Origin of the sequence: Paenibacillus oralis, from assembly GCF_003863965.1 — a bacterium.
GTDB lineage: Bacteria > Bacillota > Bacilli > Paenibacillales > Paenibacillaceae > Fontibacillus > Fontibacillus oralis.
Genome location: NZ_RRCN01000001.1, coordinates 2,233,075 through 2,247,482, shown reverse-complemented (window position 1 = coordinate 2,247,482; position 14,408 = coordinate 2,233,075). Strand labels below are relative to the sequence as shown.

Sequence of the window (14,408 nt, the reverse complement as noted above, 5' to 3'; positions counted from 1 at the left end):
TCAAACTTTGTTATCACTATGTGAATACTCTTTTTAGTTTCTCAGATATAATTTTTATCGTGCAAGGAGAAAGGGGTACATAGAGTTGAAGAATGAAATGAATCGTACGTTTTTGAAAGGAGAGATGCTATAGTGCGCCGGATATCGCTTATTGGTTTGTCTTTTGCTTTTTGCTTGATCCTGTTGGCGGCGTGTTCGAATCCAAACCCTGCCGGCCAGGAAACGACCGGGAGCGCGGCGAACAATCCCCAAAGCGAAGCACGGGGAAACGAGTTGACCGAGCAAGATATGAAGCTGGGCCAACTGGCCATTGGGCAGACGATGGACAAGGTCCGGGAATTGTTGGGTGAGCCTTCCGAGGAAACGATAGCGCATGGCATCGGAGATCCCGAATGGATCTATAAAGATAAAGGCGTCGAGATCGATGGAGGAGGATATGTCTGGGGGATCCACGCGACAAGTCCCTTCTCGGGGGTCACACCCAGAAACATTGGTATAGGCAGCACGGTGGATGAAGTAAAAAAAGCCTACCCCGCTATTGAAACCTCGCCATTAGATGAGGGAATTTTAATCCAAAAATCAACGGACAACAAATATATGCTCCAGTTTTCCATAAAGGACGACAAAGTGGCCTTTATCGTGTTGGTCCAAGACCTTGTTATCAAATGATGTATAAGAAAAGTGGCTGTCCCTAAAGTCAAGTTTATGACCGTTTGGGACAACCCCTTAATGTATGTAGTTATTTGGCAGGTCGGTGCATCCTGCATCTTTTTATGGAGATGAGCTGCATTCGAGTTTTACAAATACCCTTTAATCCTATTCATAAGTGTCTCGCCATTTGTGGTAAACAAGATATAAGTATTTGAAGTTGTTTTGATAAATATCCGATCTGTAGTACCGTAAGGGGTTCCGATTCGAATTGCATTTTTTTCTTCGCCGCCGTACGTTTCATCAAATCCTACTTCTTCAACATCTTTTAAAAGGATTTCTGTCTTCGATAGCTGCCAAGTAATAATGAGTGTATCATTTTCCTTTTTCACATTTATGCCCATCCTATGATCTCCTCCCTCTATAAAAAAACTGATGGCGCGTGAAGCCCTTAACTTGATTTTTCATTATTTAATTTCAGCGATACAAGTAAATTTATTACAAATATATAAATCGGGTGGATGATCATAGCACCAAGGCTCAACAGCCCGACAACGGGAGTTGGGATCTCCCCGCGATCCACTATAGGAAACAAAGAACTAAATGCGAAATTTATCAATACAAAATACGGAAACCACAGAACCATCGAAATGAACCTTAGTTTTGTACAATTTTTCAGCAAAGTATTTTCTGGTCAAGATAACGAATACAATCGTAAATAAAATAAACATGATGAAAATAAGAGAATAAACAACTTGGTTAACTAAGAAAGTCCCAACTGAGTACTCTGCCGATCCGGTAGATATTTGCTAGCAGTTGTATAGGGAAAGATAACATTACCGCGTATCCAAAACTCATTATATTGATTTTCACAAAACTCTTAATAGTAACCATCTCCTTGTTGCTCCATAAACAAATTATACCAGGTCGAACTTGAGCACACAGTGCTATCAGCGTCTTTCCAACTTACTTATTGAGAAAAACAAAAAACCACAACCAAATAAGGTTGCGGTTTTTTTGTCACTCACTTCGAAATATCCAAAAACCCCTCGCCAAACACATCCCGCACGTCGTGAATGGTGATAAAGGCGGATTTGTCGATGGATTTGACAATCTTATTAAGCGTGGACACCTCTTGTTTGCTGATAACGATGTATAGGACCTCCGTTTCCTCCATCATTCCCCCGCCCGTACTTTTCCTCTCTATCCCCGCTATTTAAGGACTGAATATTTCTCAATCGTTTGACCGCTTGTTCGAGAAAAAGCTCATTTTGCTGGTGCGACTATGTCCGGGTATTCCGCCGTGAGCGTCGCATAACTTTCAATCCACGCACTCACGTAGAGTGCGACCACTGGATACTGACGCGAGCACATGAAGCTTTTTCTGATTTCAATCCAAGCACTTACGTAGAGTGCGACGGAAGAGGAGCGGACGGTTAGCGCCGTTGCTAATAATTTCAATCCACGCACTCACGTAGAGTGCGACTTTTGTGAGATCCACTTCATCCGGAATTTCATTTCCATTTCAATCCACGCACTCACGTAGAGTGCGACGCTTTTTTCATTTCTTCAATCTTTTGCAAATCCCATTTCAATCCACGCACTCACGTAGAGTGCGACTAAAGGCACTTTCGAGCGGTTTTACATCGGCAAAGTATTTCAATCCACGCACTCACGTAGAGTGCGACCATCATGCTTTAGATATAGGGCGCTTGTGCGATCCTATTTCAATCCACGCACTCACGTAGAGTGCGACGGAGGCGGTCGCGCTATATACCGACATTATGACATTTCAATCCACGTACTCACGTAGAGTGCGACATCATCAAGCTCAATGCGATCCTGTTTGCTCTCCTATTTCAATCCACGCACTCACGTAGAGTGCGACAAGGCATTCAGTCTGCTTACTGCACTCATTGTAAATTTCAATCCACGCACTCACGTAGAGTGCGACGTTTGATGAGCTGTCGGAGCGTGTGACGCGAATTATTTCAATCCACGCACTCACGTAGAGTGCGACGGAGACGCAGAGAGCTTCGCAGTTGGAAGACCAGTTGATTTCAATCCACGCACTCACGTAGAGTGCGACTATGATCAGATGTCTGCTATTGGGCGTAGCGATAATTTCAATCCACGCACTCACGTAGAGTGCGACCCGGATGCGCTAGACGTTGGCCTGGAAATCCTCCGGATTTCAATCCACGCACTCACGTAGAGTGCGACGCCTTACAGACAAGTTAATGGCACGGAATTACAAGATTTCAATCCACGCACTCACGTAGAGTGCGACCGCAGAAATAAACCTACCCGAAAGCGAGGGAGAATTTCAATCCACGCACTCACGTAGAGTGCGACGTCGAGGTGTTGTTCATATCGATTCTGATGGCATGATTATTTCAATCCACGCACTCACGTAGAGTGCGACCCTGTCCTTAACTTCTACGGCCCGGCTGGTGAAGCGATTTCAATCCACGCACTCACGTAGAGTGCGACGACCTGTGCAGCCATGGGCGCGAGTTCCTATACGGATTTCAATCCACGCACTCACGTAGAGTGCGACATTGCCATATTGAGTAAATAACTCATACTCTCGGGCATTTCAATCCACGCACTCACGTAGAGTGCGACCATCCCGATAATCTTCGACAGCCTCGGCGATCTCAATTTCAATCCACGCACTCACGTAGAGTGCGACTTCGCACGGCATCAAACTCAGAGACGCTCCGTTCTGATTTCAATCCACGCACTCACGTAGAGTGCGACGCGCCCGCTGGCTTCGAAGGTTTCACCGATGCAAATTATTTCAATCCACGCACTCACGTAGAGTGCGACTCGTAGAGCGCGGCATGGAGGGCATCGTAGCTAAGCATTTCAATCCACGCACTCACGTAGAGTGCGACCTGATTACTTGCCATATGAGTGCGTACCTCCTAAAATTTCAATCCACGCACTCACGTAGAGTGCGACAATCAGAGCCTCGCCAACCGTCACTTTAGATACCAATTTCAATCCACGCACTCACGTAGAGTGCGACCAACTGGTTCAGCGCTCAGTACATCATACAAAGAATTTCAATCCACGCACTCACGTAGAGTGCGACATTTAACGCGGGGGCTTCGGCCCCTCTAAGGAGATTTCAATCCACGTACTCACGTAGAGTGCGACATGTAGGGTTTCCGGCCAAAGTGGTGACCTTTGACATTTCAATCCACGCACTCACGTAGAGTGCGACTCGTCTTCCTTAATTTTTACGATCGTACCTTCCGATTTCAATCCACGCACTCACGTAGAGTGCGACAGCTTCTTTTTTTCTTTATCATAGTTGTTTTCTGATTTCAATCCACGCACTCACGTAGAGTGCGACGTGGTCGCCAGCCGCCTACATATTCCTTCGCCTTGTCATTTCAATCCACGCACTCACGTAGAGTGCGACAAGCACTCACACATGCGATCCAAATTACAGATGCAATTTCAATCCACGCACTCACGTAGAGTGCGACCTGCTGCCCTCGCTGCATCGCTGAGTTGATAAGATTTGATTTCAATCCACGCACTCACGTAGAGTGCGACAAAAACGAGCCAATGCGTTTTGCTGCGCTTGTTACCATTTCAATCCACGCACTCACGTAGAGTGCGACGAATCGACACCATGCTAATCCCTCCTTTGCATAAATTTCAATCCACGCACTCACGTAGAGTGCGACCGAATCGACACCATGCTAATCCCTCCTTTGCATAAATTTCAATCCACGCACTCACGTAGAGTGCGACCTCGGGCTGTTCGATCTCATAACCCTTGGATTCATTTCAATCCACGCACTCACGTAGAGTGCGACTTTATTTCCCGTTTTGGCTTTTGCGGCAGAGGAAATTTCAATCCACGCACTCACGTAGAGTGCGACAACAGCCCGGCATTCGCCATGATGAAAAACAGAATATTTCAATCCACGCACTCACGTAGAGTGCGACAATAGGGAGTTGCTTCGCCTGGATCGTAATAATCCGATTTCAATCCACGCACTCACGTAGAGTGCGACAGCGGGCCTTGTGAAGCCTTGAGCCACAAGGCCTCACATACCCAGAAGTGCGAACCTACTTTGTGAGTGCGAAATTTTACCGTTTATTTCAACCCAAATCCTAACAAACCCTTTAATGACGCGGGGTGCGAACCTCCCAGGGATTTTATGTGCGCTTGGGGTTCGCACCGCTAGAAAATAAGCGGCTCCTCTAAATCTATCGATGGCTTGGCCCCAATATGCTCTACTTTGGTTTTGTAGTTATTGCCCAACCGATAAAATCGCAAGCTATNACCGTTTATTTCAACCCAAATCCTAACAAACCCTTTAATGACGCGGGGTGCGAACCTCCCAGGGATTTTATGTGCGCTTGGGGTTCGCACCGCTAGAAAATAAGCGGCTCCTCTAAATCTATCGATGGCTTGGCCCCAATATGCTCTACTTTGGTTTTGTAGTTATTGCCCAACCGATAAAATCGCAAGCTATCTTTTTCTTCATCAATTAACTGGGTTAACTCCAATTTCAGAGCAGTGAACTGGGCTGCATCCACAATGCACTCAAACACGGAATTCTGCACCCGCTGCCCGTAATTCTGACACGCCTTGGACACTTTACGCAGCCTTGCAGCACCCCCCGCCCCTGACGTTTGAACATCATATGTAATGAGCACAAGCATCCGAACTCACCTACTTCCATAAAAATGGCGGATACTCATCTAGATCACCGCGCAAGAAACGGGCCAATAATAGCGATTGAACATACGGAACCAGCCCCCAAGGGATTTTCTCACCGAGATACGGGTGTGTGATGCTTTCCTGCTTTTTGGTTTGCCATGCCTTCAGAAACATTTTGCGGGCCTCGTCCGTCATTAGCACAGCCCCGTTTTCTTTGGTAACAAAATCGCTCGATGTCACTTCTTTTCGATTGATCAGCGAAAGCACAAATCGGTCTGCATAAATTCCTCGCAGCTCTTCCATTAGATCCAAAGCCAGGGACGCACGACCAGGACGGTCTTGGTGCATAAAGCCGACGTAAGCATCGAGGCCCACGGTCTCCAGAGCCGCAGCCGTATCATTAGCCAAGAGAGTGTAAGCAAACGACAGCATGGCATTCACGTTGTCCTTAGGGGGTCTCCTGGATCTTCCTTGGAAAGAGAAGTTTTCCTTCTGCTGAAGTATCATTTGATCAAACACACGGTTATAGTGAACCGCCGCTTGGCCTTCCCAGCCCCTTAAACTTTCCAGGTTGTTGCTGTTGCGGACTTCGCGCAAAATATCCGACAGTTGGCTCGAGACGGATTTAAATTGTTCAACATCAACTCGCAGCGGATAGTCTCGCGTCATACGCTCCAGGATCCACTTATGGTTATAGACTTTGCCTGTAATGAAGTTTCGTGCGATCTTCGTTGCTTCCTCTTCATTATCAGAAATCCGGTACTGCGTCTTTCGCAAAATGACATTTCCCCGGCTCTCACCGATTACTCTTGCCAAAAATCTCCCGCTTTGTGTCAAGAAGGTGATGGAAATATTACGATCAGCACAATAACCCATTAACGCTGGACTAGCCCCCGTATATCCAAAGCTCACGATCGACTCCAGATTATGAAGCGGCAAGCGACCAAGCTTCTCATCATCTTTGAGCAGTAACACATTGTCGCCATCAAGCGCCAAGTAAGTATCAGGCTGAGTAACATATAACGTATTTAACAGCTTCCTCATTCACTCAGCCTCCCCTCGATGTAGCTTTGGACAGAGCGTTTGTGCAGCAGATTGGGCACACAGATGTGCTGCAAGGAGCAGTTTTTGCAAAACGGCCCCGTCTTTACCTTGGGCGTATGACGTTTATCGTAATAATGATGCATCTCAGCTGCCATTTGTCTCACTTGATCTCGCAGCATGTCACTAATCGGAACTTCGATGCGATGCTTGATTTCGTTGTAGAATATGTACCCTGTGTCGACGCGGCACAGCATCATCTCTTCCAGGCACATCGCTTGGGCTGCTAGCTGAATGACGTCTTCATCGCCTTTTTTCGGCTTCCCCCGCTTATACTCAACCGGGTAAACCTTATAGGTACCTTCTACTCCCGCCAATTCTACTCCATCCGGGTCCTGGATAAATTCAACCACATCACAGATTCCGCTTAGCTGCAGTTCCTTGGACTGAATCGGCATCGCACGAACAATCAACTTGTCTCTGCGCTTCTCCTTGATAAACGGTTGATCCGCTTTTTGGTGCAAATGCTGGCCTTCGATGGTTCTGACATTTTCTTCCCACTGCTGTTCGATATGAATCAGGGCCCACTGACGTTTGCAAAATTGGAAATGCTGGAGCCCTGACAGCATCAAATAGCGGTCCTCGTCATTAACGGCCATCAATAACCTCGACATTCAAGCCATCGAGTTCCTCTAGTTCAATCGTATAATCTTCAAATCTTTTTGGTTCGGGAGTTGTAGAGTATACTTTTAAAGACCGATGCACTTTGGCCGAAGAATATTGCCCCAGCTTGGAAGAATGATTCCACCAGTACACTTTGTGGACTTCCATACTGCCGTCGGGACGAGCAGAGGAACTATCATTTTCAAACAGCGTGATCAACGCCTGCTTAATTTTCTCCGCATCTTCTTCCGTGAAGCCTGTCTTCTCCGCAAGTTGTGTATTAATGCTGCCCTTAAACACATACACGCCGAAATCCACACGATGCTTCATGCCCATCGTATCGGAGCTGCGCTTGTCTCCCGTTACGGAGTTTACACTTTTGGTAATCTGCGTGCTGACAATATCGATCGGATCAATGCTTGTTGCGGTATGAATAGACACAGGACCACGGACGCCCACAGACAGCTCGGAACCTTTAAAAGCAAATACTTGCCCAATGCTGCGCACATCAATCCATTCCTGACAAGCAAGTTTGGCAAATTCATCAGCCGATGCATTTTTTGCTTTCAGCATCTTCGCGAGCTCCGGATGGGCATCCGCACGTTCACGCAAACTTTTGAATTCATCCGCTTTTCTGTCATCCGACTGGACAAAAACCTTTTCTCCCATATCCAGCAAGCGGTTGCGAATTTTGCGTTTGATGGCGACATCGGAGATTTCTCCGTGTCCGTCATAATTTTGACGAGGGCGATTGCCGTTTAATGGGTCCCCGTTCGGATTGGCTTTTGTTACAGATAAAATAACAGCAAAATCGATTTTATGACCAAGCGTGCTCATTCGTTTGTATCCTCCTCTTTTTTCTTATAAAGTTCACGGCGTTGACTGTAGAATCCCAGCAGATATTGCTCTGTTAAAGGAGTATTATTAAACTCGCCATCCTTAAATTGATCGGCGATTTCATCAATCATCTTGGATAAATAGGTAGCTTTCGTTCCCAGCTTGGCCTGATAAGGCTGCAGGCTGGCTTGAATTGTTTTCCAAGTTCGGCTAGGATTCTGGGCAAAAGAGTTCATATAACGAATCGCGTTGGTAGACCTCGTCTCGTCTTTGCCAAGCGCTCCTCGTTCCAGCACATCCGCCACAGCCAGCAAGCGGCCAAACAGATAACTCCGATCCCTGGATTCGGTGTTTAGCGGCACATTCCATTCCTCCTTTTGTTCCAGCAGCATTTTTCGGATCAATGCGCATGCAATGCTTAGCGTCTTCTCCCATTCCCACCGTTCCATCGAAACCGGATTCGAAGCCCGGTGGAAGGCACTCCTAACAATGTCTCGGGGAACTGTACGTTTATCGACAATGCAAGGGATAATCCGCTCCATTAAACCTTTGACGATCTTTTCGCTCGCTCTTGGGCCGTAAGCAGCAAAAGCAATATCTTTGGTCGCCGGCGCCCCATAAAATGAAACAAACTTCTCTTCGTCCCTGCGGTACCGATGCTCCCAGGCACAAGACTTATGCCACTCTTCCAGACGGTTCAAATACAGCTCTTTATTCAGATGCCGATAGTAAAGCACCGCCATCCGGCCCGTCGTTGCCGAGTCCAGAACGAGAATATTCACCTCTGCTTGATATGTAAGATCATTCCGGAACCCGTCAATCGCTCGTTTTACCTGGTCGGCATAAGGCTTGTCCGTATCCGGTTCCCTTTCAATCTCCCGGCCTAAATGTCGCTCCATATCAACGATGTCTTCGTCGGTATTCGGAACAGGATCATTATCGTTGCCCCACACCAGAAAGACCCGTTCATCAATCGTTTTCCCCTGACGGTGAATCAGCCATTTCAAGGCATTGTGCGCTTTCTGCGACACCTCATAACTGATCGATACCGCTTCCCTGCTCGTTTTAAAGCGTCCGCGAAAGGTGAAGCCAGAATTGTCATTCGCAGAAATTAACTTTGCTTTGTCCGCCGCATGACGAATTTTGTTCGCATGCCGCTCCGTACTCGGAAGTGTTTCTCCTGTAACAAAACAAACGTCCTGTTCTCCCAGCTTTTGATTGTAAAAGGCAATAAACGAATCAAACATCGCTTTGTCTTTCCAAACATCCTCCGGTGAATCAGGGGTGAACACATTAAAACGGACAAAAGCGCTGGATGTCTCCGCAGCCCCGCTTGAGAAAATAGGCGGCTTTTCCCCGAGCTTTGCCTTGTATTTATCATCCCATTTCTCTATCAACCGACCATTCTCGTCAAGCTTGATTATTTTTGCGGCAACCAAGTCCTCTATTAACCGCCCCTTGCGCAAATACGTATAAATACATTTCAATTTCTCTGTGGCATATGGCGAATTGGCCCATTCCTCCAAATTGCGGATGTACTTATCAAAAGGAACCTCATCCGGATTTTTGATCTGACCGCCATACTTGACGAAGTCGCCAGCGACATAACTAAGCTTGTCGTGTAACGGATATGGAGCAACCTTGGAGCCTGACCGACTCGCTGATTCTTCTGTGCAGGGGATTAAGGTGCTTTCCTTCTCCAACACTCTGGCCTCAAGAAAATCACCGTCTTCATCGATCGAAACCTCAATATGTGCATTCTGGGTTGTGTGAGAAACCGGCAGCAGCGTGTATTCCCGGTCACTACGTTTTTTTACCATTTTCCCGACTTGATCCAGATTAGCCTCATACGTTTCATATAGGTGGAGCAGCCAACTCATCTCATTCACCTCCTAAATTACGGAGCAGTTGTTCCGCAGACTCGATGTTATCCGAATTGAACGATTTGGGCTCCATCTCTCTAACCGAACGAACAATCGTGCACTCTTCCGGCTTCGGAAACTGGATATACCCTTTATTCATCTCTACGGGCCACAGCCTTATAGAAAGCTCATTCTTTCCGGTTTCATCCGGATAGTTGAACCCGTGAACCATCGTTCCTAAATACTGCGTTCTTTCTTCTGTATCGTAAAAACCCGGTCCAGTGCCAAATTCACAAGGCTGGACATACCCCTGACACTCTCTAGTACCGAGGAAAATATCTCTGCGTCCTCCCGCTTTCAACGAACGTTGAAGGATGCTGTAATGCTTCCCTTCATTGCGGTCAAAGGCGAGGTCAGGCCGGTGTTCGTTAAAGACAAAATGGGCTCTCACTTGGTAATGGACATCCTTCAGATACGTATAATTTGCCAGCGTGTTCCCGCCCCCATATTCGATCGGGCGCACACCTTTCGATTCCATCTGGATCGGCTTCATTACACGCAACTCGTCGATGATATACATGATGGTCGGCTTCCAGTAGATGGATTCCAGGATTCCCTTGATCGCTTGGTAGGTTGGAACACTGTAGGACAGCTTCTCACCGCCTATTTTGGTTAAAGGGTCGGTGAATAAAGCGTAATCGCCGAAAACTTCGAACTGGACTTCGTTTCTCATGGTTTGGATCACCTCCTTTACAGTGAAAGCAGCCCGAAAAAGATTTTATTCCTCTCAGGCTGCAACACTCATCATCTAGCTGGTTCTTTTTTTAATTACTTCAACAATTTGCTTCAAAATCTCTGCATAGATTAATTCAACCTTCTCGTTCACCATGGACTTTGGCTTGTTGTGAAGCACAGTTCTCACCTCCGTAATTCCGTTCTCTAGAGAAGGCTCTCTGATATACTTATTATTGAACGCTCGTTTTTTGCCCCCCTTGTTTTTATATATTCAGCAGCATTGATGATGTGCTTGTCTTTTTGTTTTTTTAGTTCTAATGATGATTCATATAAGCATATTGTAGGGTAGTGTCTTTCGCATATTGCGCGGATTGAAAAAATAACAAGTATGTCAGAAGCCTGTCTAGGGATGGACTAAAAACCAATAAAGTCCATTCCGCCCTCCCCCTTCAAATCCACCCCATATTCATCGCTGTACCAATTCTCTTTCAACTCATAAATCATGCCGTCCAAGTGCACTACAATGGCGTTATCCCGTCTTAAATGCTCCAGCTCTTGCGAATACAGGTTCACCGTATATTGCTGGGCTTGTTTCAAAAACTTGCTTATATCTTCAAGCCATGCTCCACTATTCAATTGAGCAATGAGTTCTTTACCTCTTCCATAAGGCACGAGGACGGAAGTCGTTTTTTGATCAATGACCTGAAAATGCTCCGCTGCCGTTTTGTAGCTCCCATTTAACAACAAAGGAAAGCTTGCCCCATGTTTCTTTTGATAGTGAGTCACATAATCATTCTCCTGTGAGAGAGACATCAGAAGCTTGGTCATCTCTTTGTCTAATTTCTTAACGTAATAGTTTAAATTGACCTCCATTCTATTGTAGTAATAGCGGAAATATTCACTCATCGCCTTTGGTAAAAGCAGGTTTCTTTCATATTGATCAGCTTTCTTCTTAAACCTGGCTAGTATGTAGCTGGACATCTCCTTCCCGACTTTAATCTCCTTCAGCTTCGAAACGGCTTCCTCCGCATGATCGATAATATACACATTCCGCTGTTTATCTTCTCCATGCCGGTTGCATCGTCCGGCGGCCTGGGCAATCGAGTCCAATCCAGCGAGAGAGCGAATGACACATTTAAAGCTGACATCGACCCCAGCTTCTATTAATTGTGTGGTTACGCAGATAAAGGGGTCTTGCTGATCCAGCATACCTCGGATTTCCTCAAGCTGCTCTTTTCGGTGTGCCGCACACATGGATGTACTTAGATGGTAGACAGGCACAGGGAAATCCTTCAGCTTTTCATATAAATCCTTAACCACCCTTTTTGTATTGAGAATGATAAGTGTGCTGCCCCATTCGTTGATTTCCGACTTCACCCAATCGGCCAACGTCTCATTCGTCATAGGATCTTCCGTTTGGTCAATAAGCTCGACCCGTTTAAAAGCCTTCGCAACTTCAGAAAGATTCGGCACAATCTCCCCATCCCGGTCCTTCCAAAGACTATGCTTCACCTCCTCCAGTGTAGGTTGGGTGGCCGTGCAGAGAAGAATGCTGCAATGAGCATCTTGTTTCAAGAAATTCAACGCCTCGTTAAACAGGGCAATACAATGAATGGGAACCTTCTGTACTTCATCAAAAACGATCACTGAATGACTCAAATTATGCATACGACGGGTATTGCGGTTGCCTTTGGCATAAAAAACATTGAGGAATTGGACAAGGGTAGTAAAAATGATCGGGCTATCCCAATTGTCGCGAGCGAGCTTAAGCTTCTCTTTGTCCGTAATAATCCCGTCATCTGCTTCGTCATCATCTCCCCTGCCATTCGGATCGTCCTCAATAATATTGGAGTGATGTTCCAAAATATGTTCGCTATCCTTCAATATCTTCCTGACCTCATCCGCATTTTGCTCGATGATTGTTGTATACGGAACGACATAAATGATCCGCTGTTTATTGTACTTGCCGGCATGCCTGAGCGCATAGCGAAGACTGGCAAGTGTCTTGCCTCCACCTGTGGGGATGGATAACGTATAAATGCCGGACGGGCGCTCGGCAGCGAACACATCGCACTGTTCCGACATTCGGGCTCTCAGCACGTTGATCGGTTCGCTTGCATCACTTCTTTCCTTTAAAGCGGCCAGATGATCCATTAAACGACGATAGTAGCCGTCAAACAAAAGAAGATGCTGTGTGGGCTCTCCAGCCTCAACCTGTTCTTCAAAACTACGCGTGTCGGTCCGATCCGCATCAATTAAACAGCTGAAAATATATTTTGTAACAAAAAAACTTTGTGTAGGCGTGCGATTAATAAATTGTTCCAATTCATCCACGGCAACATGAATATAATTGATAAGCTCTTCCTTGGACATCATGTCCTGAAAAAAACGTTCAACAGCCAATTCGTATTCAGGAAGATTCGTATCTTGTACTCGTCTTAAGTAATCGGATTTGATCTCAGGTGAGAGATAGTCTTGGAGGTTGGAGTGATGAGAGATGATGGCGTTACCGACGATTTCAGCCAGAAGCTTTTCGCAGAAGGTACTTTCTTTATGGTGAAGTAATGAAAATAGCAGCCTGCCTCCAGCTGTAGAATGATCAACCTCACCGCGCTTCGGCTGTGGCAACTCAGGGTGGAAGGCAACGATGTCTATATATTGTTGGAACTTATCGCTATACTTCCCCAGATCGTGAAGCAGCCCGGCTAACCCAGCGACATGTTTCAGGCCCAGCTTTTCTCCGAACTGTTCCGCCAGCCGTTGTACTCCAAGCAAGTGCGTTTTTATCGTTTGAATTTCTTTATCGAGTTGTCGTACATGGGCAATATACACAAGCACATCTCCTCGCGTATGATCATATACAACCTAGTTCTATTTTACCGCAAGATTTGTCATAATTCACCAATATACGGGTAAAAAGCCTTATTACAATTAAGTAGCAATCCCAACAAGCAACTCGCTTAGCTATACACTTCTCCGGTTGTAATAATGGAGGGGAACTATGAGTTTTGACATCGTTGCGACATAGGTTATTTTTATCATGACGTTGACTTCGTGATTTGGCAGCCCAAAGGGCTGAACATCGGCCGGTCTGCCTACAGCGGCGCGGTGCTGGCTCTGCTGACCGGGGTCGTCGTCTTCGGCGACGTGTGGGAAGTCGTACAAATTACGTGGAAAGCCATCTTGACGTTTAACGCCATGATTATCATCTCTACCTAAAGCGCTTTGCTATGAACCCCAAAAAGTTGCGAGACTTTCAGAATCAGAGCATTTATTATGAACGGTTAGTCAATAGTATGAAAGTGTAGTCCAATATTTCCCTGCAATCTACGCACTTACAAAGAGTGTGACCGGGCATGGCGTTAATCGCATCGAAAATTGGGATTTCAATCCACGTACTCACATGGAGTGCGACCAGGAGCGCCATTAGCGCGGCCAAGAGCTGGTGAGCATTTCAATCCACGCACTCACATGGAGTGCGACCCGACCATCCGCATCATTGTTGACCTTTCCAATATTTCAATCCACGCACCCACATAGAGTGCGATTGTCTAACTTCGAGCCCGTATTCCCCGAGAAACTTCTTATTTCAATCCACGCACTCACATAGAGTGCGACGGTATTTGCCGCTTGCCCCGGACATTGGGCGTGATATTTCAATCCACGCACTCACATAGAGCGCGACCATCCGGCGGCGCAGCCGGTGCTTCCTCTTTCCGATTTCAATCCACGCACTCACATAGAGTGCGACGGCGATTTCTTTGATCTGAACACAGGCAGCAATATTTCAATCCACGTACTCACGTAGAGTGCGACATGACAAAAGCGAAGTAATCGAGGAAATTTTAAACATTTCAATCCACGCACTCACGTAGAGTGCGACGCGCACCCTTGGGGTCAGACTCGTAAATTTAGCGCTAATTTCAATCCAC

General features: G+C 46.4%; 10 protein-coding genes, 2 pseudogenes and 2 CRISPR repeat arrays (1 of these 14 running past the window's edge). Of the genes and pseudogenes, 2 read left to right on the top strand and 10 right to left on the bottom strand.

Features of this window, described 5'->3' with window-relative positions; translation table 11 throughout:
- Positions 1-132 precede the first annotated feature (132 nt).
- Positions 133-669 (top strand): hypothetical protein, encoded by a 537-nt coding sequence (locus EHV15_RS10595; RefSeq protein ID WP_128631163.1) that lies wholly within the window; start codon positions 133-135, stop codon positions 667-669.
- Between the two features lie 128 nt (positions 670-797).
- Here EHV15_RS10595 and EHV15_RS10590 read toward each other — a convergent pair whose 3' ends face one another.
- The 10 genes and pseudogenes from EHV15_RS10590 to cas3 form a co-directional block, all read right to left on the bottom strand.
- Complete coding sequence (locus EHV15_RS10590; protein WP_128631162.1) at positions 798-1,052, bottom strand: SunI/YnzG family protein; 255 nt, start codon at positions 1,050-1,052, stop codon at positions 798-800.
- A gap of 620 nt (positions 1,053-1,672) precedes the next feature.
- Positions 1,673-1,822, bottom strand: a pseudogene (locus tag EHV15_RS10585) (DUF2179 domain-containing protein); the annotation flags it as partial.
- A 144-nt stretch (positions 1,823-1,966) separates the two neighbouring features.
- A CRISPR array of direct repeats spans positions 1,967-4,685; the repeat unit is 32 nt; unit sequence ATTTCAATCCACGCACTCACGTAGAGTGCGAC.
- Positions 4,686-4,855: 170 nt separating this feature from the next.
- A pseudogene (locus EHV15_RS10580) lies at positions 4,856-4,956 on the bottom strand (CRISPR-associated endonuclease Cas2); the annotation flags it as partial.
- Positions 4,957-5,049: 93 nt separating this feature from the next.
- Positions 5,050-5,340, bottom strand: coding sequence for a CRISPR-associated endonuclease Cas2 (gene cas2 / locus EHV15_RS10575; protein ID WP_128631161.1), 291 nt, complete (start codon positions 5,338-5,340; stop codon positions 5,050-5,052).
- A gap of 10 nt (positions 5,341-5,350) precedes the next feature.
- The gene (gene cas1c / locus EHV15_RS10570; RefSeq protein ID WP_128631160.1) at positions 5,351-6,382 is read right to left on the bottom strand and encodes a type I-C CRISPR-associated endonuclease Cas1c; all 1,032 of its coding nucleotides are present in this window, start codon (positions 6,380-6,382) and stop codon (positions 5,351-5,353) included.
- Positions 6,379-7,038 carry a CRISPR-associated protein Cas4 gene (gene cas4 / locus EHV15_RS10565; RefSeq protein WP_128635276.1) on the bottom strand — a complete coding sequence of 220 codons (660 nt, stop codon included), beginning with the start codon at positions 7,036-7,038 and terminating at the stop codon, positions 6,379-6,381. Before cas4 ends, cas1c begins: the two co-directional genes overlap by 4 nt.
- Positions 7,028-7,879 (bottom strand): type I-C CRISPR-associated protein Cas7/Csd2, encoded by an 852-nt coding sequence (gene cas7c / locus EHV15_RS10560; protein ID WP_128631159.1) that lies wholly within the window; start codon positions 7,877-7,879, stop codon positions 7,028-7,030. Before cas7c ends, cas4 begins: the two co-directional genes overlap by 11 nt.
- The gene (gene cas8c / locus EHV15_RS10555) at positions 7,876-9,759 is read right to left on the bottom strand and encodes a type I-C CRISPR-associated protein Cas8c/Csd1 (protein WP_128631158.1); all 1,884 of its coding nucleotides are present in this window, start codon (positions 9,757-9,759) and stop codon (positions 7,876-7,878) included. Before cas8c ends, cas7c begins: the two co-directional genes overlap by 4 nt.
- Position 9,760: 1 nt before the next feature.
- Positions 9,761-10,474 (bottom strand): type I-C CRISPR-associated protein Cas5c, encoded by a 714-nt coding sequence (gene cas5c / locus EHV15_RS10550; protein WP_128631157.1) that lies wholly within the window; start codon positions 10,472-10,474, stop codon positions 9,761-9,763.
- A 416-nt stretch (positions 10,475-10,890) separates the two neighbouring features.
- The gene (gene cas3, locus EHV15_RS10545) at positions 10,891-13,308 is read right to left on the bottom strand and encodes a CRISPR-associated helicase Cas3' (RefSeq protein ID WP_128631156.1); all 2,418 of its coding nucleotides are present in this window, start codon (positions 13,306-13,308) and stop codon (positions 10,891-10,893) included.
- Positions 13,309-13,530: 222 nt separating this feature from the next.
- Between cas3 and EHV15_RS10540 the strand changes: the two genes are divergently transcribed.
- The gene (locus EHV15_RS10540; RefSeq protein WP_326044205.1) at positions 13,531-13,695 is read left to right on the top strand and encodes an ArsB/NhaD family transporter; all 165 of its coding nucleotides are present in this window, start codon (positions 13,531-13,533) and stop codon (positions 13,693-13,695) included.
- Between the two features lie 164 nt (positions 13,696-13,859).
- Positions 13,860-14,408: direct repeats of the CRISPR family, unit length 32 nt; unit sequence ATTTCAATCCACGCACTCACGTAGAGTGCGAC; it runs 1,169 nt beyond the window's last position.

Coding starts and splice junctions, on each gene's coding strand:
- EHV15_RS10590 (WP_128631162.1), bottom strand. CDS start 1,052: ATGGGCATAAATGTGAAAAAGGAAAATGATACACTCATTATTACTTGG.
- cas2 (WP_128631161.1), bottom strand. CDS start 5,340: ATGCTTGTGCTCATTACATATGATGTTCAAACGTCAGGGGCGGGGGGT.
- cas1c (WP_128631160.1), bottom strand. CDS start 6,382: ATGAGGAAGCTGTTAAATACGTTATATGTTACTCAGCCTGATACTTAC.
- cas4 (WP_128635276.1), bottom strand. CDS start 7,038: ATGGCCGTTAATGACGAGGACCGCTATTTGATGCTGTCAGGGCTCCAG.
- cas7c (WP_128631159.1), bottom strand. CDS start 7,879: ATGAGCACGCTTGGTCATAAAATCGATTTTGCTGTTATTTTATCTGTA.
- cas8c (WP_128631158.1), bottom strand. CDS start 9,759: ATGAGTTGGCTGCTCCACCTATATGAAACGTATGAGGCTAATCTGGAT.
- cas5c (WP_128631157.1), bottom strand. CDS start 10,474: ATGAGAAACGAAGTCCAGTTCGAAGTTTTCGGCGATTACGCTTTATTC.